The organism is Amycolatopsis sp. WQ 127309 (assembly GCF_023023025.1).
In the GTDB taxonomy this organism is placed as follows: Bacteria; Actinomycetota; Actinomycetes; order Mycobacteriales; family Pseudonocardiaceae; genus Amycolatopsis.
The window spans coordinates 2,017,190-2,044,129 of the sequence record NZ_CP095481.1; the positions used below are offsets into that span (position 1 = coordinate 2,017,190).

General features: G+C 70.7%; 24 protein-coding genes and 1 tRNA gene. 6 read left to right on the forward strand and 19 right to left on the reverse strand.

The annotated features are described in order from the left end of the window. Positions 1-152 precede the first annotated feature (152 nt). Complete coding sequence (locus MUY22_RS09015) at positions 153-671, forward strand: inorganic diphosphatase (protein ID WP_247058812.1); 519 nt, start codon at positions 153-155, stop codon at positions 669-671. Positions 672-728: 57 nt separating this feature from the next. Here the strand turns inward: MUY22_RS09015 and MUY22_RS09020 are convergent, their stop codons facing one another. Next, the gene (locus MUY22_RS09020) at positions 729-2,384 is read right to left on the reverse strand and encodes an MDR family MFS transporter (RefSeq protein WP_247058813.1); all 1,656 of its coding nucleotides are present in this window, start codon (positions 2,382-2,384) and stop codon (positions 729-731) included. Between the two features lie 95 nt (positions 2,385-2,479). Next, a complete protein-coding gene (locus MUY22_RS09025; protein WP_247058814.1) occupies positions 2,480-3,406 on the reverse strand; it encodes an Lrp/AsnC family transcriptional regulator in 927 nt (308 codons plus the stop codon). 73 nt (positions 3,407-3,479) lie between these two features. On the opposite strand from MUY22_RS09025, the gene MUY22_RS09030 reads away from it, so the two are divergent. Next, positions 3,480-4,241, forward strand: coding sequence for an inositol monophosphatase (locus tag MUY22_RS09030; RefSeq protein ID WP_247058815.1), 762 nt, complete (start codon positions 3,480-3,482; stop codon positions 4,239-4,241). 53 nt (positions 4,242-4,294) lie between these two features. Here MUY22_RS09030 and glyA read toward each other — a convergent pair whose 3' ends face one another. From glyA to MUY22_RS09055, 5 genes are all read right to left on the reverse strand, one after another. Beyond that, entirely contained in the window at positions 4,295-5,563 is a 1,269-nt protein-coding gene (gene glyA, locus MUY22_RS09035; protein ID WP_247058816.1) for a serine hydroxymethyltransferase, read from the reverse strand. 144 nt (positions 5,564-5,707) lie between these two features. Beyond that, positions 5,708-6,001, reverse strand: a complete 294-nt coding sequence (locus MUY22_RS09040; RefSeq protein ID WP_247058817.1) for an uL11 family ribosomal protein — start codon at positions 5,999-6,001, stop codon at positions 5,708-5,710. Between the two features lie 33 nt (positions 6,002-6,034). After that, complete coding sequence (locus tag MUY22_RS09045) at positions 6,035-6,562, reverse strand: gamma carbonic anhydrase family protein (RefSeq protein WP_247058818.1); 528 nt, start codon at positions 6,560-6,562, stop codon at positions 6,035-6,037. Between the two features lie 26 nt (positions 6,563-6,588). Continuing rightward, positions 6,589-7,392 carry an ABC transporter permease gene (locus MUY22_RS09050; RefSeq protein ID WP_247058819.1) on the reverse strand — a complete coding sequence of 268 codons (804 nt, stop codon included), beginning with the start codon at positions 7,390-7,392 and terminating at the stop codon, positions 6,589-6,591. Further along, on the reverse strand, positions 7,389-8,354 hold the full coding sequence (locus MUY22_RS09055) for an ATP-binding cassette domain-containing protein (protein WP_247058820.1): 966 nt from the start codon (positions 8,352-8,354) through the stop codon (positions 7,389-7,391). Before MUY22_RS09055 ends, MUY22_RS09050 begins: the two co-directional genes overlap by 4 nt. A gap of 65 nt (positions 8,355-8,419) precedes the next feature. Here MUY22_RS09055 and MUY22_RS09060 point away from each other — a divergent pair, with 65 nt between their 5' ends. Beyond that, positions 8,420-8,995, forward strand: coding sequence for a TetR/AcrR family transcriptional regulator (locus MUY22_RS09060; protein ID WP_247058821.1), 576 nt, complete (start codon positions 8,420-8,422; stop codon positions 8,993-8,995). Here the strand turns inward: MUY22_RS09060 and MUY22_RS09065 are convergent. After that, positions 8,986-9,573, reverse strand: a complete 588-nt coding sequence (locus MUY22_RS09065) for a TetR/AcrR family transcriptional regulator (RefSeq protein ID WP_247058822.1) — start codon at positions 9,571-9,573, stop codon at positions 8,986-8,988. The genes MUY22_RS09060 and MUY22_RS09065 overlap by 10 nt on opposite strands. A gap of 123 nt (positions 9,574-9,696) precedes the next feature. Between MUY22_RS09065 and MUY22_RS09070 the strand changes: the two genes are divergently transcribed. Then, positions 9,697-10,152: a GreA/GreB family elongation factor gene (locus tag MUY22_RS09070; protein WP_247058823.1), complete on the forward strand. Its 456-nt coding sequence runs from the start codon at positions 9,697-9,699 to the stop codon at positions 10,150-10,152. A gap of 550 nt (positions 10,153-10,702) precedes the next feature. Here MUY22_RS09070 and MUY22_RS09075 read toward each other — a convergent pair. Beyond that, positions 10,703-10,776: transfer RNA gene (locus MUY22_RS09075), tRNA-Thr, on the reverse strand. A 133-nt stretch (positions 10,777-10,909) separates the two neighbouring features. Between MUY22_RS09075 and MUY22_RS09080 the strand changes: the two genes are divergently transcribed. Then, positions 10,910-12,571, forward strand: a complete 1,662-nt coding sequence (locus tag MUY22_RS09080; RefSeq protein WP_247058824.1) for a hypothetical protein — start codon at positions 10,910-10,912, stop codon at positions 12,569-12,571. A 69-nt stretch (positions 12,572-12,640) separates the two neighbouring features. Here the strand turns inward: MUY22_RS09080 and MUY22_RS09085 are convergent, their stop codons facing one another. The 7 genes from MUY22_RS09085 to topA all read right to left on the reverse strand — a co-directional run bounded on the left by MUY22_RS09085 (position 12,641) and on the right by topA (position 21,924). Then, positions 12,641-13,846, reverse strand: a complete 1,206-nt coding sequence (locus MUY22_RS09085; RefSeq protein ID WP_247058825.1) for a DNA polymerase III subunit delta' — start codon at positions 13,844-13,846, stop codon at positions 12,641-12,643. After that, positions 13,843-15,990, reverse strand: a complete 2,148-nt coding sequence (locus MUY22_RS09090) for a dTMP kinase (RefSeq protein WP_247058826.1) — start codon at positions 15,988-15,990, stop codon at positions 13,843-13,845. The genes MUY22_RS09085 and MUY22_RS09090 overlap by 4 nt, the downstream gene beginning before the upstream one ends. Positions 15,991-16,138: 148 nt before the next feature. Next, complete coding sequence (locus tag MUY22_RS09095; RefSeq protein WP_247058827.1) at positions 16,139-16,768, reverse strand: hypothetical protein; 630 nt, start codon at positions 16,766-16,768, stop codon at positions 16,139-16,141. Between the two features lie 318 nt (positions 16,769-17,086). Beyond that, positions 17,087-17,878 carry a hypothetical protein gene (locus tag MUY22_RS09100; RefSeq protein WP_247058828.1) on the reverse strand — a complete coding sequence of 264 codons (792 nt, stop codon included), beginning with the start codon at positions 17,876-17,878 and terminating at the stop codon, positions 17,087-17,089. Then, on the reverse strand, positions 17,871-18,089 hold the full coding sequence (locus tag MUY22_RS09105) for a hypothetical protein (RefSeq protein ID WP_247058829.1): 219 nt from the start codon (positions 18,087-18,089) through the stop codon (positions 17,871-17,873). The genes MUY22_RS09100 and MUY22_RS09105 overlap by 8 nt, the downstream gene beginning before the upstream one ends. Further along, complete coding sequence (locus tag MUY22_RS09110; protein ID WP_247058830.1) at positions 18,082-18,873, reverse strand: ESX secretion-associated protein EspG; 792 nt, start codon at positions 18,871-18,873, stop codon at positions 18,082-18,084. Before MUY22_RS09110 ends, MUY22_RS09105 begins: the two co-directional genes overlap by 8 nt. Before the next feature lie 159 nt (positions 18,874-19,032). Beyond that, positions 19,033-21,924, reverse strand: coding sequence for a type I DNA topoisomerase (gene topA / locus MUY22_RS09115; RefSeq protein ID WP_247058831.1), 2,892 nt, complete (start codon positions 21,922-21,924; stop codon positions 19,033-19,035). 310 nt (positions 21,925-22,234) lie between these two features. Between topA and MUY22_RS09120 the strand changes: the two genes are divergently transcribed. Then, positions 22,235-23,041 carry a serine protease gene (locus tag MUY22_RS09120; RefSeq protein ID WP_247058832.1) on the forward strand — a complete coding sequence of 269 codons (807 nt, stop codon included), beginning with the start codon at positions 22,235-22,237 and terminating at the stop codon, positions 23,039-23,041. An 18-nt stretch (positions 23,042-23,059) separates the two neighbouring features. On the opposite strand, the gene MUY22_RS09125 is transcribed toward MUY22_RS09120, so the two are convergent. The 3 genes from MUY22_RS09125 to MUY22_RS09135 form a co-directional block, all read right to left on the reverse strand. Next, positions 23,060-23,713 carry a hypothetical protein gene (locus MUY22_RS09125; RefSeq protein WP_247058833.1) on the reverse strand — a complete coding sequence of 218 codons (654 nt, stop codon included), beginning with the start codon at positions 23,711-23,713 and terminating at the stop codon, positions 23,060-23,062. A 51-nt stretch (positions 23,714-23,764) separates the two neighbouring features. Continuing rightward, positions 23,765-24,355 (reverse strand): hypothetical protein, encoded by a 591-nt coding sequence (locus MUY22_RS09130; protein WP_247058834.1) that lies wholly within the window; start codon positions 24,353-24,355, stop codon positions 23,765-23,767. Between the two features lie 154 nt (positions 24,356-24,509). Next, positions 24,510-26,804, reverse strand: a complete 2,295-nt coding sequence (locus MUY22_RS09135; RefSeq protein ID WP_247058835.1) for a sodium-translocating pyrophosphatase — start codon at positions 26,802-26,804, stop codon at positions 24,510-24,512. Positions 26,805-26,940 lie beyond the last annotated feature (136 nt).

Genomic DNA, 26,940 nt, shown 5'->3' on the forward strand with positions numbered 1-26,940 from the left:
CGGAAGGGGCCAAGCTCACATGCCTCCCGGCCGACATCGATGCGACCGCCGGGCAGGCCGTAGTCCACACTAGGAGACGTCAAGACAGTCGCTGAGGTTGCCGCCCGCGACGTGCGGGCACGCCCGGATCTAAAAGAAGCAGTGAGGACGCCGTGGAGTTCGACGTCACGATCGAAATCCCCAAAGGGGAGCGCAACAAGTACGAGGTCGACCACAAGACCGGCCGCATCAAGCTGGACCGGACGCTGTTCACGGCCACGCAGTACCCGGCCGACTACGGCTTCATCGACGACACCCTCGGCCAGGACGGCGACCCCCTGGACGTGATGGTGCTCGTCCAGGAGCCCACCTTCCCGGGTTGCCTGATCCGCTGCCGCGCGATCGGAATGTTCCGGATGACCGACGAGAAGGGCCCGGACGACAAGGTCATCGCCGTCCCGTCGAACGACCCGCGCCTCGAGCACCTGCGCGACATCCACCACATGAACGAGTTCCACCGCCTGGAGATCCAGCACTTCTTCGAGGTGTACAAGGACCTCGAGCCCGGCAAGAGCGTCGAGGGCTCGTCTTGGGTCGGCCGCACCGAGGCCGAGGCCGAGATCGGCCGCTCGTACGAGCGCGAGACCGACCGCTTGGCCAAGGAGAAGGCCGACGGCGGCACCGCCCACTGACGCCCCACGCGAAAGAGGCCCCTCGGAAACCGAGGGGCCTCTTCGTGTTTCAGCTGGTCAGTGCGCCAGAGCCAGAGCGGGAGTGCCCTCTTCCTCGGCCTCCGCGCGCTGCTCCATCGCCGACTTGTCCGAGAGCGGCTTCTCCTTGAGGAACCACACCAGGGCGAAGCCGACGGTCAGCACGATCCCGCCGACCAGGAACACCGTGCTCATCGAGTCGGCGAAGCCCTGCAGGATCGGCCGGGCCAGCGTCGGGTCGAGCGAGGACAGGAACGACGTGTCGTTGACGTCCAGGCCGCTCTTCAGCTGCTGCGCGAACTCCGGGTGCTGGGCCAGCGCCGCGGCGTAGGCCGGGGTGCTGATCGCCGAGCGGACGGCGCCGGCGATCTTGTCGCCGACCGTGCCGAACAGGATCGACAGGAACACCGCGGTGCCCGCCGTGCCGCCGATCTGCCGGAAGAACGTCGCCGCCGAGGTGGCGACGCCGATGTCCTGCGGGCGGACGTCGTTGGTCGCGGCCAGCACCAGCGTCTGCATCGAGGCGCCGAGGCCGAGGCCGATCACGAAGGCGATCACCATGACCAGGTTGAGCGAGGTGTCGACGGTGATCGTCGACAGCGCGAACAGCGCCGCCGCCATCAGGCCGATCCCGGCCACCGCGAACATCTTGTAGCGCCCGGTCTTCGAGATCAGCCGGCCGCTGGTCAGGCTGGCGACCATGATGCCGAGCGTCAGCGGGAGCATCTGCAGGCCGGCCTGGGTCGGCGTCGCGCCCTTGACGATCTGCAGGTACAGCGGCAGCGACATCATCGCGCCGAACATCCCGGCGCCCTGCACGACGGTGACCAGCGTGGCCATCCGGAACACGGGGCGGTTGAACAGGCGCAGCGGCAGCAGCGCGGCGTCGCCCATCCGGCGTTCCTGCCAGATGAAGGCCACGACACCCAGCCCGCCGATGACGTACATCGCGATCGACGCGGCCGAACCCCAGCCCCACTCGCGGCCCTGCTCGGCGACGATCAGCAGCGGCACCAGCCCGACGGCCAGCGTCACGGCGCCCCAGTAGTCGACCTTCTGCTCGACGCGGGTGTGCGGGAGGTTGAGGACCTTGCTGACGACGGCCAGCGCGGCGAGCGCGATCGGGACGTTGACCAGGAACACCCAGCGCCAGCCGGTGATGCCGGCGAAGGAGTCGATGCCGGCGAAGAAGCCGCCGACGACCGGGCCCGCGACGCTCGAGATGCCGAACACCGCCATGAAGTAACCCTGGTACTTGCTGCGCTCACGCGGCGCGGTGATGTCGGTGATGATCGCCAGCGCCAGGGACATCAGGCCACCGGCGCCGAGGCCCTGGAACGCGCGGAACGCGGCCAGCTCGTACATCGAGGTCGCCATGCCGCTGGCCAGCGAGCCGACCAGGAACAGCGAGATCGCCGTCAGGTACATGGGCTTGCGGCCGTAGAGGTCGGACAGCTTGCCGTAGAGCGGCGTCGAAAGCGTGGCGGTGATGAGGTACGCCGTGGTGGCCCAGGCCTGCAGCGACAGGCCGTGGAGCTCGTCGGCGATGGTGCGCATCGACGACGACACGATGGTCTGGTCGAGCGCGGCGAGGAACATGCCGAGCATCAGCCCGGACAGGATGGTCAGGATCTGACGGTGCGATAGCCGGCCTTTCGTAGCGGCTGCTCCTTCCGCCGTGGTGGTGTCGCTCATGGTGGTCTCCCTCGGGTGAAGCCTTCGTCGTAGTTGCTTGTAGCTGTCAACTACTTGCTTCGGCCAACTATTCCGCGGAAGCTTGTATCGTGCAATCAAATATCCTGTGACCCTGGTCTCCCGCCCCGCTTGACGGCCCGCGCGACCACCGTGACCTCGGCGGACGGCACGTCGAGGCCGGTGACGAAGGCGTAGAGGCCAGCCAGGTCACGGCACCAGACGGCGGCCATCAGGTTGGTCACGCCGGTCGTGGCGAGGGTGCCGTGCACCATCGGGTGCCGCGCGAGCACGCGCCCGACGTCGTCGAGACGGCCGGGCGGGACGGTCATCCAGACGTTGGCGTCGACCGTCAGGCCGAGCGCCGTGACGTCGATGTTCGCGTAGGTCCGGATGCGCCCCGCCGCCGTGAGCCGGTCGAGCCGCCTGCGCACGGTGGACTCCGGAGCTTCCGCGGCCAGCTCGGCGGGGCCGAGCCGGGCGTCGATCGCGAGCCGGGCCAGCAGCCGCCGGTCGAGTTCGTCGAGGGTGACGTCGTCGCCGGGCGGCGGCGGGGTCAGCGCGGCGACCTCGGCGTCGGTGAGCAGGCCGGTGCGCCAGCGCGTCGCGTCGGAGAAGACGTGGAGGATCGAGTGCGCGCGCAGCTCGGTGATCGCGGAGGTCGACGGCAGCGCGTCGTGCACCAACCGGCCGTCGAGCCCGCCGAACGCGACGGCGCTGATCTCCTCGCCGCCGGCCAGGATGTCGACGAACAGGACGTCGTCGCGCTTCGCGAGGGCGTCGGCGATCACCGGCGTCCTTCCGCGGAGCACCTTCACCCGCAGGAGCAGCGCGCCGCGCAGGCCGTGCGCGGGGTTCGGGACGCAGACGACCTCGAGGCGGCCGTCGGCGGTGAGCCGGGCGATGACGCGGGTGACCGTGCGCGGCGAGAGGTCGAGGACCTCGGCGATCCGGCCGGGCCCGGCGCGGCCGTCGACCTGCAGGGCCGAGACGACCCGCTGTTCGATTTCGGTCAGCAGCTGCATTTGTGAGTCCGTTTTCGCTCAGGTTGGCGCGCTGGAGTACCGGCTCGCGCCGCCCGAGCGTAACCCTGGGCGCATGCTGAAAACAGTGATCGACATCGTGGAAACCCTGGCCACCGGCATCCGCGCACCGCGGCGGCCACCCACGTCGCTCGGCGAACTCGCCACGACGTTCTCGGCGATCGACGACCCGCTGGCCGCGAGCCTGCGCGCGGCGCTCGCCGGAATCCGGCCGGACGCGGGCTGGGTCGACGAGTTCGCGGACGTCCCCGGCGGCGAGGTCTGGGTGGTGGACGCCCTCGACGGCGCCGTCCAGCTCGTCCAGGGCCTGCCGCAGTACTGCGTCACCGTGACGCTGCTGCGTGACGGCGAGGCGGAGCTGGCGGTGCTGCACTCGCCGTGGCTCGGCGAGACCTACGCGGCTTCGCGCGGCGCGGGCGCGTGGCGCAACGGGACGCCGATTTCGCCGTCACACAAGACTTCCCTGGACGCGGCGGTCGCGGCGACCAGCCAGCCGCCGTTCGTCACGCGCCAGCCCGGCGTCTCGGCCGCGGCGGGCCGATCACTCACCGCCGTGCTCGACGAAGTCGCCGCGGTCCGGAACCTCGGCCCGACGTCGTGGCAGGTCGCCGACGTCGCGTCCGGGCGCCTGGACGTCTTCTGGCAGTACGGCCACGACGCGACGAACCTCGTCGGCGCGGCTCTGATCGCCCGCGAGGCCGGCGCGGTGGTCACCACCACCGACGGCGCCCCCTGGACCCCGGCGTCCCCGAGCTTCCTCGCCGCCGCCCCCACCCTGCACCCGCTCGTCCTCGCCGCCCTGGCACAAAAGCCGTGAATGCCACATTGAGGGACATAGTGTCCCTCAATGTGGCATTCACGGACTTGGGCTCAGGCGGAGTAGCCCGGGATGGGGAAGGGCGCCAGGAACTCGCGGATCTCCGCGGCGATCGTGTCCAAAGAGGACTCGTTCTGCGCGGCGGCCGCGGTGACCGTGCGGTCGATCCAGTCCGCCACCTGCGTCTGGTGCTCCGGACGGAGGCCGCGGGTGGTGATCGCGGACGTGCCGAGCCGGATGCCGGACGGGTCGAACGGCTTGCGCGGGTCGAACGGCACCGTGTTGTAGTTCAGCTCGATGCCCGCGCGGTCGAGGGCCTGCGCGGCCGGCTTGCCCGCGACGGCCTTGTTCGTCAGGTCGATCAGCAGCAGGTGGTTGTCCGTGCCACCGGACACGAGGTCGTAACCGCGGGCCAGCAGCGCGTCGGCCAGCGCGCGGGCGTTGGCGACGATGCTGTGCGCGTACTCGCCGAACGACGGCTGCTGCGCCTCCCCGAGGGCGACCGCGATGGCCGCCGTCGTGTGGTTGTGCGGGCCGCCCTGCAGGCCGGGGAACACGGCCTTGTCGACGGCCTTCGCGTGCTCGGCGTCGGACAGGATCATCGCGCCACGCGGGCCGCGCAACGTCTTGTGCGTCGTCGTGGTGATGACCTGCGCGTGCCCGACCGGTGACGGGTGCGCGCCGCCCGCGACCAGCCCGGCGATGTGCGCGATGTCGGCGACGAGCACCGCGTCCACCTCGGCGGCGATCTCGGCGAACGCCGGGAAGTCGATGGTGCGCGGGATCGCCGTGCCACCGGCGAAGATCAGCTTCGGCCGGTGCTCGCGGGCCAGGTCGCGCACCTGGTCGAGGTCGACGCGGCCGGTCTCCTTGGCGACGCCGTAGCGCACCGGCGTGAACCACTTGCCGGTCGCGGAGACGCTCCAGCCGTGGGTCAGGTGGCCGCCGTCCGGCAGCGCCATGCCGAGCACGGTGTCGCCGGGCTTCGCGAAGGCGAGGTACACGGCCAGGTTCGCCGGAGATCCGGAGTAGGGCTGGACGTTGGCGTGGTCCGCGCCGAAGACGGCCTTCGCGCGCTCGATGGCGAGCAGCTCGACCTGGTCGATGAACTGCTGGCCCTCGTAGTACCGCTTGCCCGCGTACCCCTCGGAGTACTTGTTGGTGAGCACGGTCCCGGTGGCCTCGAGCACGGCCTGCGAGACGTAGTTCTCCGACGCGATCAAGCGGATCTTGTCGTGCTGGCGCTTGGCTTCGTCCTCGACGAGCCCGGCGATGGCGGGGTCGGCGGACGCGAGCGCGTTCAGTTTCGGCTGGTGGGTCATGGGCGTACTCCGGCTCTGGAGTGGCCTTCACCCAGGCGCGCGGTGCCGGCCTCGTCGTCGCTTCCCGGTGGTGCTCCACCTCGATGGCGCCAGTCGCTGCTGCGGGGAAGAGCTTAGTGCACCCCGCTCGAGCCGCGGTTCACTTCAGTCGACGACCGCGACACCCATGGACCGGGCCGTGCCGGCGATCGTGCGCATCGCCATCTCGACGTCGGACGTGTTCAGGTCCGGCAGCTTGCGCTCGGCGATCTCGCGCAGCTGCGCCGTCGTGATCTTGCCCGCCACCTCGTGCCCCGGCCGCGAGGATCCCTTGTCCCCCAACGCCTTCTCGACCAGGTTGACCCCGGTCTGCCCCAGCATCTTGCCGAGGTCGACGACCGGGGCGTTGCCCGCGGCGAGTTCGAGGGCGACCTGGTGGGTGAGTTTCTTCGGAGCCACGGCCCGAAGCTGGAGTCTCCAGTTACTGGAGGGTCAACCTCGATCGATCGGCTTCGTGCCGGCGCGGTGGCGGCGGGCCAGCTCCTGGTAGATCGCGGCGTTGTGGTCGACCCACATCCGCGCCGAATCGGTCAGCGGGACGAACTTCTTCGCCGGGCTGCCCATCGCGATGACCTCCTCGGGGACCTCGGTCGCCGGGGTGACCGTCGCGCCCGCCGCGACCAGCGCCCGCGCGCCGATCTTCGCCTTGTCGAGCACCGTCGAGCCGTTGCCGATCAGCGCCTGCTCCCCGATGGTGCAGTCGTGCACCAGGCACTGGTGGCCGACGGTGACGTTCTTGCCGACCTCGCAGACGCCGTCGTTGACGTGGATCACCGAGTTGTCCTGGATGTTGGCACCCTCCCGGATGACGATCCGGCCGAAGTCGGCCCGGACCACCACGCCGTACCAGATCGAGGCGTCCTTCTCGACGACGACGTCGCCGATGAGGGTGGCGGTGGGCGCGATCCAGGCGTCCGGGTGGACCTGCGGGCTGAGCCCTTCGAACGAGAACAGAGGCATGTCCGCACCCTAGACGAGCGGTTTCCTCAGCCCTGCCTGCTGTAGAGCCGAAGCGTCACCGGGCCGGCCACGGAGACGAGGACGGCCGTCGCGACGAGGGACCACCCGACGCCGGTGCCGCCGGCGTCGTTCATAAGGGTCCGCGCCGCGCTCGCGACGTGACTGAGCGGGTTGACGTCGACGAAGGCCCGGAGCCACCCGGGCAACGTCGTGGGCTCGACGAAGATGTTGCTGGCGAACGAAAGCGGGATCAGCACGGCGTTGGCGATGCTGATCACGACGGCCGGGTCGCGGACCACCAGCGCGACCGCCGCCCACACCAGCGACAGCGCGAGCCCGAACGCGACGACCAGCGCGACCGCGCCGAGCACGCCCAGCGCGCCGCCGTCCGGGCGGTAGCCCATGACCAGGCCGAGGACGACCACGATGGCGGCGGCGAACACGTACCGGGCGGCGTCGCTGAGCAGGCCGCCGAGCACGAAGGCGCCACGCCAGATCGGCAGGCCGCGGAAGCGGTCGAAGGCACCGCTCCGGACGTCCCGGGCGAGCCGGGCGCCGCCGTACATCGTGACGATGGCGACGCTCATGCTCAGCACGCCGGGCAGGAGAACCTCGAGGTAGTCGCCGGTCGACCCGCTGAGCGCGCCGCCGAACAGGTAGGTGAACAGCACCGTGAACAGGATCGGTACCGCGGCCGAGTCCACGAGCTGCTTGGGGTCGTGCTTGATCTTGAGCAGGCCACGCCGGCCGAAGGTGACCGAGGCCGTGAGCGCACCGGCGTGGTGGCGGGTGCGGCCCTCGGCGAGCAGGACGTCGATCGGGGTGCTCATGCCGTCAGCTCCCGGTGCTCGGTCAGGGCGAGGAAGGCCTCGTCGAGGCTGGGCCGGCCGAGGGAGAACTCGGCGACGCCCACCCCGGCGTCGGCCAGCCGGCTCATGGCGCGCCCGGCCAGCCGGCCCGCGTCCACCCCGGCGTCGAGCGGCATCGACAGCGCGAGCGGGTCGTCGGCGAGCCGGACCGCGCCGGCCTCCGCCAGGATCTGCCGGGCCCTTGGACGCTGCTCGCCGTCGAGCAGCCGGACGTGCAGGGTGCCCGCGCCGACCCGGGACTTGAGCTGGGCGCTGGTGCCCTCGGCCACGATCCGGCCGTGGTCGATGACCGCGATCCGCTCGGCGAGCTGATCGGCCTCTTCGAGGTACTGGGTGGTGAGCAGCACCGTCGTGCCGGCCGCGGCGATCCGGCGGACGAGCTCCCACACCTGGTTGCGGCTGCGCGGGTCGAGGCCGGTGGTCGGCTCGTCGAGGAACAGCAGGTCGGGCGTCGTGATCAGGCTGGCACCGATGTCGAGCCGGCGCCGCATGCCGCCCGAGTAGCCGCCCACCGGACGTCCGGCCGAGCGGGTCAGGTCGAACGCGGCGAGCAGGTCGTCGGCGCGTTTCCTGCTCGCGGCGCGGGACAGGCCGTGCAGCCGGCCGAGGAGCAGCAGGTTCTCGTAGCCGGTCAGGTCTTCGTCGAGGGAGGCGAACTGGCCGGTCACCGCCACCCGGGCGCGGATCGCGGCCGTTCCGGTCAAGACGTCGTGGCCGAGGACGCGCGTCGTGCCGCCGTCCGGCCGGGTCAGCGTGGCCAGGACGCGGATCGTGGTCGTCTTGCCCGCGCCGTTGGGACCGAGGAAGCCGAACACCTCGCCGCGCCGGATCGTGAGGTCGATCCCGTCCAGCGCCCGGTGCCCGCCGTAGGCCTTGACCAGGCCGCGCGCTTCGACCGCCGGCGGATCGCTGTCCTTTGACATGCCGTAAGAGTTAGCTATCTCTGACAAGTTGTCAAGGTTATGACCGGGCTCCTACGATGCTCGGAATGGTCACCACGCAGCCACGCCGTCGCCGCGCCGACGCCCAGCGCAGCATCGACGCCATCCTCACGGCGGCCAGAGGCGTGCTCGGCGAGCAGCCGGACGCGAGCATGGAGGACATCGCCGCGGCGGCCGGCGTCACCCGCCAGACGGTCTACGCGCACTTCCCGTCACGCGACGCCCTGCTCGCCGCCTTGGTCGAAGTGGCCGCCGCCGAATACGTCGCGCTGCTCGACGACGCCGGTCTCGACACGGCGCCGCCCGCCGACGCCCTGGCCGCGTTCCTCGGGGCGGGCTGGCGGTTCCTGGACCGCTTCCCGCTGCTGCTGAGCCCCGCCGCCGGGCTCCCCCGGCCCGGCAACGACCCCCACGACGTCGTGCCGCCGCGGCTCGAGCGGCTCATCGTGCGAGGCCAGGACACGGGCGAGTTCGACGCGGCGCTGCCGGCGGCGTGGCTCGCCGCGGCGATCCTCGGGCTCCTGCACACGGCCGCCGCGGAAGTCACGGCCGGGCGTGTCACCACCGACGAGGCCGAAAGGTTGTGCCTGGAGAGCGCGCTACGGCTCTGCCGTCAGCCGTAGTTGGCGAAGCAGAGCGCCTCGATGTCGGCGCGCAGGGTCGCGAACGACCGCGGCCGCACCCGCTGCTGGACGACCGTGCCCAGCAGGTACGAGAGCAGCGCGCGGGCCCGGGCGCGCGGGTCGTCGACGTCCAGGGGCGCCAGCAGCTCGGCGAGGAGCTCGGTGAGCGACGTGAGCATCACGTCGATGGCCTGCGGGTGCTGCGCCCGGCCGGCGGCGATCCAGTACTCGAACCAGAGGAACGCGGCGTTCGGGTTCGCGGCGAACACGCTCAGGTACTCCTCGACCACCGCGAACAGCCGCTTGCGCGGGTCGGCGTGCTTCGCGCCGACGTCGCGCAGGCCCGCGGCGAACGCGGTGATGTGCGCGGCCATGGCCCGGTCGATGAGGACGTCGATGTCGGCGAAGTAGTAGTGGATCGCGCTCTTGGTGAGCGGTCCGGCGTCCGCGATGGCGCGGACGGTGCAGCCCGCGAGGCCGTCGCGGGCCAGCACGACGCGGGCGGCCTCGACGATCTGTTCCTGCTTGGCCAGCTGGTTGGGAGAGAGCCGGTCACTGCGACCGGGGACGGCGCTCACGGTGATTCTCGTTACCTTCTTCCTGGACGACGGCCCCAAATTCTAGGGCAGACGTCCTGCGGGTGGCCGCCGGGTGAAAAACCGGATTGGCCACCCCGGTCCGCGCGGCGGACAATGCGCGGCATGGTGATCTCAGGGGACAAGGGGCTCAGCCCGGCTGCGCGCAGCCAGCTGGAGAAGGAAATCGCGAACCTGCGCGCGCAACGCGAAGCTCTCGCACCGCAACCCGGCGAGCAGGAGCGAACGGGCGACGCGGCGGACCAGGCGGACGTGATCGACCGAGCGGAAGCCGCGGCGCGGCTCGACCGCCAGATCGCGGACCTGGCCGCGAAGATGGAACACGGCGGCTACGGCAACGCCCAGCTCCCGGACGGCACAACGGTCACCCTCCGCTTCTCGGACGGCGACGAAGAGACGTTCCAAGTGGTGACGGTCCCGGGCGAAGACTCCGACGCGATCACCTCGGACAGCCCCCTGGGCCTGGCCCTGGTCGGCCGCAAAGCGGGCGACGAGATCACCTACCGCACCCCCCGAGGCGACGCCAAGGCCAGCGTGGTCAAGGTAGCCCCGCCGAAGTAACCCCCTGCTCACCTCGAAGGCCCCCGCCCACAAGGCGGGGGCCTTCGCTTGCTTCAAGCCCAAAACTTGACCCACAAGGGTGGTTCCTCAGAAGAAATTCCAAGCCGCACCCACCTCACGAAGCCGGCCACGGTCGGGGGGCCGGGGGCGAAGCTCTCCGGACGGGGTGTGGGGCGGAGCCCCACAAAACACGCGAGACAAGCCAAAAGGCCCGCGCTCTGGGCGAGCACGGGCCTTCCAGGTCTTGTCGAGCCGCCGTATCGCGAGGCGCAAGCGCCCGCGCCGCCGAAACCACTCCCAGAGCCCTCGCCGAGCGACCGCTTTCCGTGACGGAGCACTCCGGCACGTTCTGGAGGCCTTCGCGGCCGAGCAAAGAAGCGGCGCGGCTAGGCCACTTCCCGCAGATCTCGCGGCTGCCCGGTTTCCCCGCGACGGGTGAACCTGCGGAACTTTCTTCGCCCACCGACGAGCCTTCGTTGTCACTCACTTAGACACTCACCAGACGAGTCAGGCCCCATCCGAGGTGTCTCGGATGGGGCCTGACCTGCGGAGCCGCCTAGGGGAATCGAACCCCTGACCTATTCATTACGAGTGAATCGCTCTGGCCGACTGAGCTAAGGCGGCATGTCTCCGGCTCGCGCTGGCGACGGGAACCAGTGTAGCGGAGGCTGTGAGCGTCACTTTCCCGGGGCACCGTCGTTAGGGCCCTATGACGTCGATCTCACACCAGGATCGACCTACCTGGAGGCACTGGCACATGCGGCGAAGACTGCCCCGTTCGGCGGCCCTGCCGGCGGCCGCGGCGTTGCTCCTGCTCAGCGCGGCGCCGGCGATGGCCGACCCGACCTATCCGACCACGCCGATCCCGCAGCCGGCGAGTTCCGGGCAGGCGCCCATCTCGGCGCCGATCGGGCCGCAGCCGCTGGGGCAGGCCGTCGGGGATGCCGGGACCGCGCTCGGCATCGTGCGGTTGCTGCCCAACGCCGTGCCCACCAGCACGATTCTGCCCGGCTTCGGGGCGACGCTGCCCAAGCAGTCGGCGCTCGAGGCCGGGATGGGCCTGTCCAGCGCGTCCGCGAACTCCGACGCCTACCTGAGCTACGAGAAGGCCATCGCGCAGGCGTCGCCGCTCGGGCTGTCGGTGGGCGGGAACGCGCCGCAGACGCCGGGCAGCGTGGTGCAGACCGCGTTGCCGGACAACCCGCAGCCGATCACCGGCGGGCTCAACGCGCCGTCCAACCCGCTGCTGAACGTCGGGGTGCTGAACGGCTCCGCGCACGCGCGCTGGAGCCCGACGCTCGGCCCGTGCGTCGACACGATCGCCGACGCCAGCACGTCCGTCGCGAGCCTGTCGCTGCTGAACGTCATCCCGTCGCTGCCGAACCTCGGCCTCGACAAGCTGGCGCTCGACCCGTCGACGCTCGCGAAGGGCTTCGACCTGACCAAGGGCCTGCAGAGCCTCGGCGGCCTGCTGCAGGGCGGCGGGCAGACCGCGGCCAGCGGCACCGGATCGCTGCTGAGCCTGCCGAACGCGCTGTCGTCGCGCTCGCAGGTGAAGCTCGTCGACATCCCCGGCTCGAAGAACAAGGCTGTGCAGTCGACGTCGACGCTGCAGGGCGCGGACATCGAGATCCTCAAGGGCACGCCGCTGGCGCTGAGCATCAAGGTGGCCAGCCAGCCGACGCTGAAGGTGACCTCCACCGGCGACGCGAAGACGTCCAAAGTGGAGTACACCGCGCCGGTGCTGACCATCGAGGCAGGCGGCAAGGTGCTCTACACGCTGGACGCCGCGCACCCGACCAAGGACATCCCGATCGGGCTGCCGCTCAAGCAGCTGAGCGACCAATTCGGCGTTCTCAAAGATCTTCCGGTCGTCGGCGGTCTCCTGGCGACGGCCGCAGGACCGATCGAGCAGGTCGGCAACACCGCGGGCACCGTGCTCGACCTGGGCGTGCTGCGGCTGAGCATCGCCGGGCTCGACCAGAAGAGCGCGGCGATGACGACGCCGTTCAAGGGCTTCCAGCTCGGCGCTTCGGCGCGGATGTTCGACCTGCAGCTGCTGCCCACGACGAGGCTGAAGAGCCTGCTGCCCGGCGACGCGGCGAGCAACCTGCCGTCCTCGCTGGCGCAGCTGTCGATCGGCGAGCAGATCGCGCGGGCCTACGCGCCGACCGACGGCGTGGTCTGCGGGAGCACGACGACACCGCCGCCCGCGGGCGGGGAAGCGCCCAAGGGCCCGGTGAAGAACCTCGCCTACACCGGCGGCGCGTACGACACGGTGCCGCTGTTCTGGTCGGGCACCGCGATGCTCCTGCTCGGCGTGGTCATGGTGGCCGCGATGCCGGGCTCGCGTCGTCGGCCGCTGCCGATCTTGGCCGAGGAGAAGCCGTTCAAGCCGTCACCGCGGCCGCGCGAGTGACCTGAGTCCGCCCCGGGGACAGTGAAGAACCCCGTCAGGAGCCTGGCTCCTGACGGGGCTTCTTTGTGTTCAGCCCTGGCGAAGCGTGGTGACCATCGCCTCGACGGCGATGCGGGGCTTCACGTTCAGGTCGATCGCCTCGCGGCATTCCAGCACCGCTTCGAGACGGCGCAGCGCCGACTCCGGGGTCCACGCCGTCGCGGCTTCGGCGATCTGGTCGAAGTGGTCGGGGTGGTTGAGCGTCGCGCCGGAGCGGGTCGTCGTCACCAGGACGTCGCGGTAGAAGCCCGCGAGGTCGATCAGCGCCAGATCCAGCGTGTCCCGCTGGGTGCGGGTGGCGCGGGACTTCTGCTTCTTCTCCAGCTGCTTCACCGCGGCTTCCGCGGCCCGCTTGGCCCCCGCGACGCCCTTGCCGACGCCGTCGCCGCCCATCGCCGTGCGCAACGAGTTGCGCTCGTCCTCGTCGCGGCCCTTGCTCGCCTCGCCCGCGTCGGCCTCCGCCGCGCTGATCAGCTGGTCGGCGCAGGTGAAGACGTCACTGGGGCGGCGCAGGCCGAGCGGGATCCGCAGGACCGTGGCGCGACGCTGGCGCGCGGCCTCGTCGGTGGCGAGCCGGCGCGCGCGGCCGACGTGCCCGCCGCAGACCGCGGCGGCCCACTGCGCCTGCTCCGGGTCGACGTGGTCCCGGCGCACGAGCACGTCGGCGATCGCCTCCGGCGGCGGCGTCCGCAGGTTCACCAGGCGGCAGCGCGAACGGATCGTCACGGAGACGTCCTCGGGGTGGTCCGACGGCGCGCAGAGCAGGAACACCGTGCGGTCCGGCGGTTCTTCGACGGCCTTCAGCAGCGCGTTCGACGCGCCTTCGGTGAGCCGGTCGGCGTCCTCGATGATCACGACCTGCCAGCTGCCGGTGGTCGGGCGGCGCGCCGCGGCCTGGACCAGCGCACGCATCTCGGCGACCGAGATCGACAGGCCTTCGGGCACGACGAGCCGGACGTCGGCGTGGGTGCCCGCCATCGTCGTGTGGCAGCCGGGGCAGGCGTCACAACCGGTGCCGGTGCTGCACTGCAGGCCCGCGGCGAACGTCCGGGCGGCCACCGAGCGGCCGGACCCGGCCGGGCCGGTGATCAGCCAGGCGTGCGTCATCGCGCCGGGCGGCGCGGGCTCCCCGGCGACGATCTTCGCCGCGGCGGACGCGGCCGCCGTCAGGGTTTCGACCGCGGGTTCCTGGCCGACCAGCTGGTTCCAGACGCCGATGCGTTCGGTCGTCGTCACTTCGCCTCCACGCGAGACGCGTCCGCGGTCTCGACGGGCAGGGTCTCCTCGGCCGACGGCTCGTCGACGTCGAGTGGCCGGGTGACCGGCTTGTCCGATGTGGACGCAGCCGGGGCCAGCGCCGAAAGGCGGCCGACGAACACGGCGCGCAGGGCGATCCGGATCCGCGCGGCGACCTCGGTGTCGGTGCCGTCGGCGTCGATCACGACGTAGCGATCCGGGTCCGCGGCGGCCATCTCGACGAGCAGGTGCTGGACGCGCCACTGGTCGTTCATCGTGGCCGCCCGGTCGCGCGGCGCCCCGGGCGGAGCGGCGTCGAGCAGGACGGTCAGGTCCGGCCGCAGCCGTCCGGTCGCCCAGTCGGCGAGGCCTTCGAGCTCGTCGCTGTCGAGGCCCGCGACGGCGGACAGGTGCGCCAGCGGCGAGTCGACGAACCGCTCCATCACGACCACCGAACCGGCGTCGAGCGCCGGCTGGACGTGCCGCTCGACGATGTCGGCCCGCACCGCGGCGGCGGCCAGCGCCTGGGCCCGCGCGCCGGTCAGCGAGGCGCCGGAAACCAGCGCTGTCAACCGTTTGTCGTCGAGCGCCGGGTCGGCGGCGACCACGACCGGCCGGGTCCCGCCGCGCATCCAGTCGGCGAGGTTGACGGCCTGGATCGCGGTGTTGATCGCGGTGGTGCCCTCGACGGCGATGAGGAAGCCGTTGACCCGCCGCGGTGTGCGGCGCAACGCGTTGCGCAGGTCGGACAGGATCGGCTCAGTGCGCTTGTCGTCCATCTGCCGGTAGGCGAAGAAGCCGGCGATCAGGGCGAGCGCGGCGCCGACGAGCATGATCGGCCGGGTGCCGTCGATCGTGACCGGGCTGCCCCAGACGTTGATGGTGCGCGTCGCCACGACACCGACCAGTACCGGGACGGTCACCGTGGTGCCGAACAGCACGAGCTTCATCATCAGCTGGTAGATCGCGTTGATCCGGCCGCGGATGGCGTCTTCGACGCGGGAGCCGATGATCGTGACGCCGGTGAGGAACGCCGTCCCGGCCCAGAACCCCACCAGGACCACGGTGACCAGCGAGACCGACAGGTGCGGCGACAACGCGACCAGCGCGAGCGAGAGCCCGGCCGCGATGATCGAGACACCGAACAGCCGGTCGTGCGGGAGCCGCCGGGAAAGCTTGGGCGCGAAGGCCATGCCGGAGGCGAGGCCGAGGAAGATGGCCAGCACCAGGAGGCTGAACGCCGAGTCACCGGCCAGCAGGCTCGAGGAGTACGGCTTGGCCGAGCCGATCACGGCGCCACCCGCCGCGAACGCGCCGAACGCGCCGACCAGCAGCCCGCGCACGAGCGGCGTGCTGCGGACGAACCGGAAGCCGTCGGCGATCATCCGGCCGATGCCGAGCTTCTCCTCGTCGGCCAGGTCGGCCTTCTTCTCGGGCGACTCGTGGACGTTGCGCAGCGAAAGCTCGGGGATCCGGGTGGCGATGAGGATCGCGCTGGCCAGGTAGAGCAGGGCGGTGATGATGACGACCAGCTTCGCGATGCGGAGGCTGGTGTCTTCGCCGGGAACGTGGAGGAAGTTCGTGTTGATGCCGGTGAGGATCGCGTTCGCGCCGGCCGCGGTGATGACGGCGAGGCCGTAGGTCATCACCATGCCGAGCTGGTTGGCCGTCTCGACCTGGTCGGGGCGGCGAAGCAGGTTCGGGACCGCCGCCTCTTTCGAGGGGATCCACATGCTCGCCGCGCTGCCGACCAGGAAGTTGCCGACCAGCAGCCACCACGGCGCGCTGACGAAGGCGATGGACAGCAGGAACCCGCAGCGCAGGAGGTCGGCGACCACCATCACCTTGCGGCGGTCGAACCGGTCCGCGAGCAGGCCGCCGACCGGGGCGAACAGCAGCCCCGGCGCCAGTCCGGTCAGCACGACGCCGACGAAGGCGAAGTTCTGCGCGAAGTAGTTGTTCGTCAGCTTCGTGGCCAGGCCGGTGAGGGCCAGAATGTTCAGCCAGTCGGCCACGCTGCACAGGTACGTGACGCCCCAGAGGCGCCGGAACGGTTTGATCGCCAGCACCCGCCGGACCCGGCTGATCGTGGACGCCTCGGCGCCCGACGATCCGCCCGGGCCGGACCCGGGTACCGATCGCACGCCCTCGCTGATACGCCCACCCCACTAGTCACCGCGGTGCCGGGCACCCTCGTGAGTTAGCCCGACCGTGTAGCCAGGGTAGCCCGATCGGCCTCTGGCACGCGGACGACCCCGAGGTCCCAGTGGGGTGGGGATCAGCTGGTGAACGTCAGTCGAACAACCCCGTCACGCTGCTGACCAGGCTCGAGACCATCTCGATGGCGACGACCCCGAACACGATCAGCAGCACCACCGCGAGTATCACGCCCGACGCGCTCGACGACGGCCTGCCGATCGCCGGCATCGACATCGCCGGCATCTTCGGCAGCTTGCGCCGTTTGACGGGCACGACCTCGAGGTCGTCGTCGAAGTCGTCCTCGGCGGGCGGTGGCAGCTGCCGGACGGGCCGGAGCATCTGCGGTGCCCGCTTCGGCCAGGTCCGCTGCCGGTTGCGTTGCCGCGGCAACACCCCGAGCGGCGGCGTCACGTCCTCGCCGAGCGTGCCCGTGGTGCCGGCGGGTGGGATCGCTTCCGGGGCTCGGGCCCCGGTCACGCCGTCTTCGCGGAGGGTTTCCTCCACCATCCGGCGTACGACCTCCTCGTCGTGCTGCACGGGCCCGGCGACCGAGATGGCGGCGGGCTCATGGCCGTTCGGCATCGCGGTGCGTGGCTCGGGGTCCGTGGTGACCAGTCCGGAGACCGGGTCCGCGAACGTCTCGCCTGGTGTTTCGGACAGTGTGCCGTCGCGCTGAGTGAGCTCGGGGGCACTGAAGAAGGGAGCCTCACCGTTCGCGCTCATGGTGACCACCTCACTACTGAATGTCCTCGCCTTTCCAGGGTAGCGACCAAGGCGGATAACGCATCCGCCCAATGGCTCTGTCTCCACGGGAGGGTTCGTCACGCAGCGCAAGCCCACGCCCGAACCCCCAGCAGTGTCCAATCCGCCGAGGCTCCGGTCGACCGCCAATGGTGACAGATCGTAGTGAAGCCCATCACAGTCACCGACAGCGACCGCCCGTAACCGGTCATACCCAGGGTGTCAGGATGACCAGTTTCGCGCGTGGTGATCGAGCCCGGATGGAGCAGCCCTGGCGTCGTCGGCGGCGTCGTCAACAGATCAGGAGACCTCCTCCTGCCCGAGGTCGATCATCTTCCGGCACCAGTCGCGGAGCATTTCGCGGCTGAACGGGCTCAGCACCAGCTGGCGACGGCCGTCACCGCGATCCAGGGCCGCCAGCGCGAAGCGGCCGAGGTCCGTGTCGACCAGGACGAAGCCGTGGTCGGGGAACTCCGCGCACAATCCGCCGAACGCGAGCATGTCCAGGACCGCCGTGCCCGAGCGAGGCCGGGCCAGGACGTCGCGCATCGCGCCGACGTCGTCGTCCTGGCCGTCGTGGACCAGGCCGTCGTCGTCCACCGTGACCCAGATCGCGCGGCGCGGGCTGCCGAACGGCGCCTCCGGCAGCTCCGCCACCAGCATCTCGGGGAGCTCTTCGAAGTCGGCCAGGTGGATCGCCGTGCGGCCGGGCAGCGAGCCCATCATGAAGGCCCGCTCGCCGTCGGCGTAGCACCGGATGTCCGCGGTCTCCGGCCCCTTGTCGAACACGCCGCACAGCGCCGCGCGGACGGAACCGCGCAGCATCAGCGACACGACCTCGAAGCCGACGTCGTTGAGCTCGCCGTCTTCGCCGAACGGCGTGCCGTCGATCCAGGCGGCCCACGCCACGTGCCGCTCGACCTCCTCGGCCAGGTCCGCCGGGTCGTCGGAGACCGGGCCGTGCACGAGGATGTCGTGGTCGCTGACGTCCGGGTTGTAGAGCCGGTCCACGGGCTCGCGGTCCGGCATCGCCGCCAGCACCGGCCCGGCCGCCAGCTCCAGCAGCTCGCGCGCCGCCGTCCGCTCAGGCATGGCGTCGCACCTCGCCCTTCACGTCACTCCGCTCGACCGGTGGCTCGACCGGGGGCCCGCCAGAGCCCTCGTCCGAGCCGGAGCCGGAGCCGACGGGCGGGTCGCCGGCGGCGGCCGCGCCCCGCCACTCCGGCACGCCGCTGTTCTCCTCGACCGCGGCGAGGATCGCGTCGCGGACCGTGAGGTCCCTCCGGGCGGCCGGCTCAGGCATGGCTCTGCACCGCCTCGACGATCCACTGCTCGGCCGTGCTCCGCGAGGCTGGGCCCCACGTGACCGTCCAGCGCCCGGTCCGGCCCACGGCCGCGCTGAACTGGTAGCGGCCGAGGTCGTTGTCGACCAGGCCGAACGCGCCGTGCGGGTACTCGGCCAGTATCGAGTCGCGCACCGCGAGGTCGACCAGCACCGTGCCCAGCCGCGGCCGCGCCGCGCACTCCCGGATCAGCTCGACGGCCTCCTCGCACCGCCGCGGGATCAGGCCGCCCTCGTCGGTCTCGATGCGCACCTGCCGGCCCGGGCCCGGCGGCCGGTCCGGCAGGCCGTCGAACACCCAGCCCGGCAGCTCGCTGAGGAACCCGGACCGCAGCCGCGCGCGGTTGCCCAGCTTGTGCAGCACCGTGGTGTAGTCCTCGTCGCCGAAGAACCGGACCTCCCACGGCTCGCGCCGGGCCGGGAAGACGCCGGTGACGACGCCGCGGATGAAGCCGCCGCGCAACGCCCGGTACAGCCCGACGGCCTCCGCCGTGACCTCGCCGCCCGGCGCCAGGCCGATCGCGGCCATGCCGGCAACGAACCGGGTGTACTGCTCGACCTCGTCGGCCAGGGTCCGCGGCCGGTTCGCCCGGCGCGAGAACCGGGGTTCGGTGTCCGAGAGCACCGGCGGGATCTCGAACTCGGGGTCGTAGAACTCCATCACGGAGGGCCGCTCCGGGACCTCGGCCGAGAGCGGGGCGATGACCTCGTCGATGACGTCGAAGACCGCGACTGAGTTGTTCACCCTTGGATTGAACACCCTGGCACCGACAATTTCTCGCACATACGTTCGAACAGGCGAGATGAGTCGCCGAACGGTCGATGCATGGTCCGAAACGCCGTGAAGGCCTCCTTACCGGCCATAAGAGCCGGTAAGGAGGCCTTCACGGACTTCCTGAGAGCGCTACTTCGCCTTGGTGGCCGTGGTGCGCTTCGGCGCGGTCTTCGTCGCGGTGGACTTCGTGGCCGCGGCCTTGGCGGTCTTGCTCGTGCCCGCCTTGACCGTCTTCGCCGTCGTCGACGCGGGCTTGCGCGCCGGCGCCTTCCGCTTCGGCGCCGGGCCCTTCGCCCGCTTCTCCGCCAGCAGCTCGGACGCGCGTTCGGTGGTGAGCTCCTCGATCTCGTCACCCTTGCGCAGGGTCGCGTTGTACTCGCCGTCGGTCACGTACGGGCCGAACCGGCCGTCCTTGACCACCATCGGCTTCTTCGACACCGGGTCCTCGCCGAGCTCCTTGAGCGGCGGCTTCGCCGTGGCGGACCGGCCGCGCTGCTTCGGCTCGGCGTAGATCTTCAGCGCCTCTTCGACGGTGATCGAGAACAGCTGGTCCTCGGTCGCGAGCGAACGCGAGTCCGTGCCCTTCTTCAGGTACGGCCCGTAACGCCCGTTCTGCGCCGTGATCTCGTCGCCGGACTCCGGGTCCTTGCCGACCACGCGCGGCAGCGAAAGCAGCTTCAGCGCGTCTTCGAGCGTCACCGACTCGATGTCCATCGACTTGAACAGCGAACCGGTGCGCGGCTTCGGCTGCTTCGCCTTCGCGGCCTTCTTCTGCGCGGCCGTCGCGGTTTCGGGCAGCGGCTCGGCCTCCGGCAGCACCTCGGTCACGTACGGCCCGAAGCGGCCTTCCTTCGCGACGATGTCGTGCCCGCTCACCGGGTCGGCGCCCAGCGTGCGGCCCTCCTGCGGGGTCGCGAACAGCTTCTCCGCCAGCTCCAGGGACAGCTCGTCCGGCGGCAGGTCTTCGGGCAGGTTCGCGCGCTGCGAGTTCCCGTCGACCTCGCGCTCCAGGTACGGCCCGTAGCGGCCGACGCGGACGACGACCTTGTGCCCGTCGGAGTCGTTGAACAGCGGGATCGAGTTGATCTCCCGCGCGTCGATGTCTTCGACACTGCCCTCGACCAGCTTCTTCAGCCCGCCGAGGCGGCCGATCGAGCCGTCGACGCCCATGTCGCCGCCGAAGTAGAACTTCGACAGCCACTGCCCGCGCTGCTCGTCGCCGTTGGCGATGCGGTCGAGCTCGTCCTCCATGCCGGCGGTGAAGTCGTAGTCGACCAGCCGCTCGAAGTGCCGTTCCATCAGGCCGATCACGGCGAACGCGACCCACGACGGAACGAGCGCGGAGCCCTTCTTCCAGACGTAGCCGCGGTCCTGGATGGTCTTGATGATCGACGCGTACGTCGACGGGCGGCCGATGCCCAGCTCTTCCAGCTTGCTGACCAGGCTCGGCTCGGAGTACCGGGCCGGCGGCGACGTCGTGTGCCCGTCCGGGCTCAGCTCGGTCGCGGTGAGGTCCTGGTCCTTCTCGAGCACCGGCAGGCGGCTCTGCTTGTCGTCGGCGTCGCCACCGGTCTCGGTGTCGACCGCTTCGACGTACGCCTTCAGGAAGCCCGCGAAGGTGATCGTGCGGCCCGAAGCCGCGAAGGTGCACTCTTCGCCCGACGTCGCGTTGCCGACGATGCGCACCGACATCGTGGTGCCCCTGGCGTCGGTCATCTGCGAGGCGATCGTGCGCTGCCAGATCATCTCGTAAAGGCGGTACTCGTCGGTGTCCAGCTCGCTCGCGACCTGGCCCGGCGTGCGGAAGACCTCACCCGACGGCCGGATCGCCTCGTGCGCTTCCTGCGCGTTCTTCACCTTGCGGGTGTACTGGCGCGGCGACGGCGAGACGTACTCCTTGCCGTACAGCTGCGTGGCCTGGCTGCGCGCCGCCGAGATCGCCGACTCCGACAGGGTCGTCGAGTCGGTACGCATGTAGGTGATGTAACCGTTCTCGTACAGCTTCTGCGCGATCCGCATGGTGCGCTCGGAGGTGAACCGCATCTTGCGGCCCGCCTCCTGCTGCAGCGTCGAGGTCATGAACGGCGCGTACGGCTTCCGCGTGTACGGCTTCTCCTCGACGCTCGAGACCTTGAAGTCACGCTGCTTCAGCGCGTCGGCCAGGCGCCGCGCGTCGGCCTCGGCCAGCACGCGGATCTCGTTGTTCGAGGCCTTGAGCTGCCCGTCCGAACCGAAGTCGCGGCCGGTGGCCAGGCGGGCGCCATCCACGGCGACCAGGCGGGCCGCGAAGTCCCGCGGCGACGCCTCTGCACCGGCGTCCATCGTCGCCGAGATGTCCCAGTACGACGCCGAGGTGAAGCGCATCCGCTCGCGCTCCCGCTCGACCACGATCCGGGTCGCCACCGACTGCACGCGGCCCGCCGAAAGCTTCGGCATGACCTTCTTCCACAGCACCGGCGAGACCTCGTAGCCGTAGAGGCGGTCGAGGATGCGGCGGGTCTCCTGGGCGTCGACGAGGTCGACGTCCAGCTCGCGGGTCGAGCCGGCGGCCGCGAGGATCGCCTGCTCGGTGACCTCATGGAAGACCATCCGGCGGACCGGGACCTTCGGCTTCAGCGTCTCGAGCAGGTGCCACGCGATGGCTTCGCCCTCGCGGTCGGGGTCCGTCGCGAGGTAGAGCTCGTCGACGTCCTTCAGCAGCCCCTTGAGCTCGGTGACCTTGGACTTCTTGTCCGGGGTGACCACGTAGAGGGCCTTGAAGTCGTTGTCGACGTCGACACCGAGCCGGGCCCACGACTCGCCCTTGTACTGGGCGGGGACGTCAGCGGCGCCGCGCGGCAGGTCGCGGATGTGCCCGACGGAGGACTCGACGACGTAACCGCCGCCGAGGTAGGGGGCGATCTTGCGGGCCTTGGTCGGTGACTCGACGATCACGAGCCGCCGGTGCCCGGCGCCGTTGTCCGCCCCGGCTCCGTTCTTCTTGGTCCCTGCTCCTGCCACGCTGTCCTGCTCTCCGCTCATCTCGTCCCGCCGCCGCGGGACTGCACCACGTCCGGACCCCTGACGGAGGGCCCGAGCCCGCGTCTCGGCCTGTCAGTGTGCACGCTCTCCCAGCCCGGACGGCGTGGAGGTGGCCCAACACGCCGCTGGGCCCGTGTCCACCGCATCGCCGCTGACCTCGGCGATGTTTCCTCTCTACACCGGGCACGTGATTTCGGCCACGTGCCGCGCAGCCTAGCGCGTGACCGTCCGGATACCCTCCGTTCGACGGTGGTGGGCGCGTGGAGGTGACCGCTTCACTGGATTCCCCGTCCAGCCGAAAGGAACCGCCATGACCCGTCGCCTGCTCGGCGCCCTGCTCACCGCCGTGACCGCCACCGTATTACTGGGAGTCACTCCGGCGAACGCGGCGGCGGCGAACTTCGCCGGCACCGTGGCGCTGTCCAACTGCTCGGGCTCCGTGGTCAAGCCGGCCGCCACGCCGGACACCGCGCCCGCCCTCGTCATGTCCAACGGCCACTGCCTCGAAAGCGGCTTCCCCGGCCCCGGCCAGGTGATCACGAACCAGACCTCGACCCGGACGTTCACGCTGCTCACGGCCAGCGGGAGCAACAAGGCCACGCTCCGGGCGAAGAAGATCATCTACGGCACGATGACCGACACCGACTTGTCGCTCTACCAGCTCACCACCACCTACGCGCAGATCAAGTCGAACTACGGGATCTCGCCGCTCGAGCTGTCGAACGCGCACCCGACCGCCGGCTCCGCGATCGACGTCGTCTCCGGCTACTGGAAGCGCGTCTACTCCTGCAACATCGACGGGTTCGTCTACCGCCTCAAGGAGGGCAGCTGGACCTGGAAGGACTCGATCCGCTACACCTCCGCGTGCCAGACCATCGGCGGGACCTCGGGCTCGCCGATCATCTCCGGCGGCAAGGTCGTCGGCGTCAACAACACCGGCAACGAAGACGGCCAGCGCTGCACGGAGAACAACCCGTGCGAGGTCGACCAGGCCGGCAACGTCACCGTGCACCACCTGACGAACTACGGCGAAGAGACCTACGGCATCCCGGCCTGCCTCACCGCGGCCAACGAGATCGCGCTCACCCAGGCCGGTTGCACCCTGCCCCGGCCCTGACGCGGCGACCGCACCCGGTCAGGCCGTGCTCGGCACGGCCTCCGGGTGCGGTTCCACCTCCGCCGGCACCGCCCCGGGCCACGCCGCTTCGGCGCCCGGCGGCGGCTCGCCGATCAGCTCCAGCAGCGCCTCCAACCGGCGCTTCCCGGTGACCTTCACGGCCGGGACCTCGGCTTTCGGGCCGGTCAGCTTGGCCAGGACGCCCAGCGGCGTCAACGCGTCGACCAGCCGCTCGTGCATGCCGGGCGCCAGCGGGTCGACGGCCAGCAGGTAGCCCTGCGTGCCGGGCCGGCCGCCGGCCAGCGCCCACATCCGCAGCATCGCCCCGCTCAGCCGGAAGCCGTCCGGCACCGCCTTGCCCGAGTCGTCCTCGACCGGGCCGGCGCAGCCCGTGCGCAGCCATTTCACCGCCATCGGGAGCAGGTCCACCCGGAACGACGTCCGGACCTGCGGGTTGCCGCAGTCGGCCTTGGAGACCTGGGCGTCCGCGCCGCGCTGCCGCAGCTCACGCGCGAGGATGTGCGCCCGCCACGGCTCCTCGACGACCACCGAAAGCCGCGCGGCGGTGCGCCCGAACCCGGTGATCTGACCGTGGCAGCACAAGAGCCCGGCCAGGTCGCCCAGGCCGGGCCCGCTGGCTTCCGCGGAGAAGAGCGAGATCGTCCGATCCACCGCGCCATACTAGAACACAAGTTCGATTCGCGGCGAGGGTCACGGGATCTTTCAGCGTGGCGGCTCGTCGAGCTGACGGCAGCCGGGGGCCCGCTGCTGCGCCGCCTCCAGGGCCGGGACGTCCTCGAGGCCCTTGAGGTAGTCGAGGGCGTCGATGCGGTCCAGCGTGGCCCTGGCCTCGCCGAGGGCCTCCTTGGTCGCCGCCGCGTCACCGCGGACCGCGTCGATGCGCTGACGCGCGTTCTCGGCCTGCGTGCGGATCTCGGTGAACTGCCCGATGACGTCCTCGCGGCCGCCATCGGCGGCGGGCACGGGTGGCGCGCCGAGCGCGGTCAGCCCGGCCAGGCTCCGGTCGAGGCCGCCGACCACCGACGAGAGCAGCTCGCTCGACGTCCGGGAAGCCTGCTGCGGCGTGCTCGGGTCGACCGCCGGGAGCGAAGCCAGGGTGCGGACCAGGCCGCCCACCGCGCCGCAGTAGGCGTCCGCCCATCTCGCCGCGGGATCGGCCTGCGGCACCACGGTCGTCACCGACAGACCCTGGTCCCGCGCCGGCGACTGCGTGGCGGCTTGCTGCCCGCAGCCGGCGAGGCCGATCGTGATCGTCGTGGTCAGAGCGGCTAAGACGGTTGACCGCGGCCGCACCTGCACACCTCCTGCTCGACGACGTCCCGGAGAGCCCGACGGTACCGACTCGGTGCCGCTTCGCAACTCGCCGTCCCGGCGTGGGATGCCCGGGCACGCCACGGGCCCGGCACGCGACGTTGCGTGCCGGGCCCGTGAACGGGTACCGCGAGGATCAGGCCTTGATCTCCGTCGGGGTGTCCGTGAGGACCGTTCCCCGCCGCTTCGAGACCACGATCGCCGCCACGATCACGGCGACCGCGACCAGCGAGATGATGATGCGCACGGCGGTGTTCTGGTCCGGACCGATCGAGAACTGCACGATGGCGGGCGCGATCAGCACGGAGACCAGGTTCATCACCTTGATCAGCGGGTTGATCGCCGGGCCGGCGGTGTCCTTGAACGGGTCACCCACGGTGTCACCGATGATGGTGGCCTCGTGCGCGGACGAGCCCTTGCCACCGTGGTTGCCGTCCTCCACGAGCTTCTTCGCGTTGTCCCACGCGCCACCGGAGTTGGCGAGGAAGATCGCCATCAGGGTGCCGCACGCGATCGCGCCGGCCAGGTAACCGGCGAGCGCACCGGTGCCCAGGCCGAAACCGACCGCGATCGGGGCGAAGACCGCCAGCAGACCCGGCGTCGTCAGCTCACGCAGCGAGTCGCGCGTGACGATGTCGACGACCCGGCCGTACTCGGGACGGGTGGTGCCCTCCATGATCCCGGGGATGTCGCGGAACTGGCGACGGACCTCGTAGACCACCGCGCCGGCGGCGCGGGAGACCGCGTTGACGGCGAGACCGGAGAACATGAACACCACGGCCGCGCCGACGATGACGCCGACGAGGGTGTTCGGGCTGACGATCGTGTTGACGAACGAGTTCGCCCCGGAGATGCCGTCGGCCACACCGGCGCCCATGCCGGTCAGCGTCTTCGCGATCGCGTCCGAGTAGGAACCGAACAGCGCCGTCGCCGCGAGCACCGCCGTGGCGATCGCGATGCCCTTGGTGATCGCCTTGGTGGTGTTGCCGACCGCGTCCAGCTCGGTGAGGATCTGCGCGGCCTTCTCGTCGACGTCGCCCGACATCTCGGCGATGCCCTGCGCGTTGTCCGAGACCGGGCCGAAGGTGTCCATCGCGACGATGACGCCGACGGTGGTCAGCAGGCCGGTACCGGCGAGCGCCACGGCGAACAGCGCGACGCCGCCGCCGAGGAGGTACGCGCCGAACACGGCCGCGCCGATCACCAGCGCGGTGTACACAGCGGACTCGAAACCGACCGAAATGCCGGAGAGGATGACGGTCGCGCCGCCGGTCTCCGACGTCTGCGCGACGTCCTTCACCGGCTTGTACTCGGTGCCGGTGTAGTAACCCGTCAGCTTCAGGATGACCGCGGCGAGCACGATGCCGATGATCACCGCGATGGTCGCGATGACCGCTGGGTTGCCCGAGTTTTCGAAGCCCGCACCGAAGTCCGAGAAGCTGCTCGGCAAGTACACGAACGCCGCGATCGCCGACAGCACCGCGGAAATGACCGCGGAGATGTAGAAGGAGCGGTTGATCGTGACGAGACCGGGCTCGCCGACGCGCGCCTTCGTGATGTAGACACCGATCACCGCGGTGATCACGCCGATGGCCGGCACGATCAGCGGGAAGATCAGGCCGTGCACACCGAAGGCGGTGCTGCCCAGGATCAGGGCGGCGACGAGCATGACGGCGTAGGACTCGAAGAGGTCCGCCGCCATGCCGGCGCAGTCACCCACGTTGTCACCCACGTTGTCCGCGATGGTCGCGGCGTTGCGGGGGTCGTCCTCCGGGATGCCCTGCTCGACCTTGCCGACCAGGTCCGCGCCGACGTCGGCGGCCTTGGTGAAGATGCCGCCGCCGACACGCATGAACATGGCGATCAGCGCGGCGCCGAAACCGAAGCCTTCGAGGACCTTGGGCGCCTGGCCGGTGTACACCAGCACGACGACCGCGGCACCGAACAGGCCGAGGCCGACGGTGATCATGCCGACCACACCACCGGTGCGGAAGGCCACGCGCATAGCGATCTCGCGACCGCCTTCCTCGCGCGACGCGGCGGCCACGCGCAGGTTCGCCTGCGTCGCCAGCCACATGCCGAGGTAACCGATCGCGAACGAGAAGCCGGCGCCGACCAGGAAGAAGAGCGAGCGGCCGATCTTCTCGTTCCAGTCGTCGGCGGGAAGTGCGAAGAGCAGGAGGAACACGATCGCGCCGAAAATGGCGAGAGTGTTCCGCTGCCGCTTGAGGTAAGCGGCCGCGCCTTCCTGCACCGCCTTGGCGATGTCCTGCATCTTGGCGGTGCCCTGGCCCGCGGCCAGCACCTCCTTGAGCAAGACGTAGCCGATGACGAGTGCGGCAAGCGCGACCACGGCGACTACACCGACGATCGTGTAGCCACCTCCGGAGAGCGTGATGTTGCCGCCCTCCGCGAGGAACTGCCGTGCCATTCGTCCTCCAGGAGACGTCGACATGCGCCAGCGTCGACGGCAGGCCGAGGTTCGACACGGCCGACGCTGGCTTGGACCCTGTACCGAGCGACACGCTAGCCGGGCAGCAACGCACGTCTCACATGACGCTCACCAC

Bases quoted from the DNA above. Each gene is read 5' to 3' on its own strand.
- MUY22_RS09070 (WP_247058823.1), top strand. From the start codon at position 9,697: ATGGTGATCTCAGGGGACAAGGGGCTCAGCCCGGCTGCGCGCAGCCAG.
- MUY22_RS09095 (WP_247058827.1), bottom strand. From the start codon at position 16,768: ATGAGCGCGAACGGTGAGGCTCCCTTCTTCAGTGCCCCCGAGCTCACT.
- MUY22_RS09100 (WP_247058828.1), bottom strand. From the start codon at position 17,878: ATGCCTGAGCGGACGGCGGCGCGCGAGCTGCTGGAGCTGGCGGCCGGG.
- MUY22_RS09025 (WP_247058814.1), bottom strand. From the start codon at position 3,406: ATGCAGCTGCTGACCGAAATCGAACAGCGGGTCGTCTCGGCCCTGCAG.
- MUY22_RS09060 (WP_247058821.1), top strand. From the start codon at position 8,420: ATGGTCACCACGCAGCCACGCCGTCGCCGCGCCGACGCCCAGCGCAGC.
- MUY22_RS09050 (WP_247058819.1), bottom strand. From the start codon at position 7,392: ATGAGCACCCCGATCGACGTCCTGCTCGCCGAGGGCCGCACCCGCCAC.
- MUY22_RS09105 (WP_247058829.1), bottom strand. From the start codon at position 18,089: ATGCCTGAGCCGGCCGCCCGGAGGGACCTCACGGTCCGCGACGCGATC.
- MUY22_RS09120 (WP_247058832.1), top strand. From the start codon at position 22,235: ATGACCCGTCGCCTGCTCGGCGCCCTGCTCACCGCCGTGACCGCCACC.
- glyA (WP_247058816.1), bottom strand. From the start codon at position 5,563: ATGACCCACCAGCCGAAACTGAACGCGCTCGCGTCCGCCGACCCCGCC.
- MUY22_RS09135 (WP_247058835.1), bottom strand. From the start codon at position 26,804: ATGGCACGGCAGTTCCTCGCGGAGGGCGGCAACATCACGCTCTCCGGA.
- MUY22_RS09055 (WP_247058820.1), bottom strand. From the start codon at position 8,354: ATGTCAAAGGACAGCGATCCGCCGGCGGTCGAAGCGCGCGGCCTGGTC.
- MUY22_RS09080 (WP_247058824.1), top strand. From the start codon at position 10,910: ATGCGGCGAAGACTGCCCCGTTCGGCGGCCCTGCCGGCGGCCGCGGCG.
- MUY22_RS09020 (WP_247058813.1), bottom strand. From the start codon at position 2,384: ATGAGCGACACCACCACGGCGGAAGGAGCAGCCGCTACGAAAGGCCGG.
- topA (WP_247058831.1), bottom strand. From the start codon at position 21,924: ATGAGCGGAGAGCAGGACAGCGTGGCAGGAGCAGGGACCAAGAAGAAC.
- MUY22_RS09030 (WP_247058815.1), top strand. From the start codon at position 3,480: ATGCTGAAAACAGTGATCGACATCGTGGAAACCCTGGCCACCGGCATC.
- MUY22_RS09045 (WP_247058818.1), bottom strand. From the start codon at position 6,562: ATGCCTCTGTTCTCGTTCGAAGGGCTCAGCCCGCAGGTCCACCCGGAC.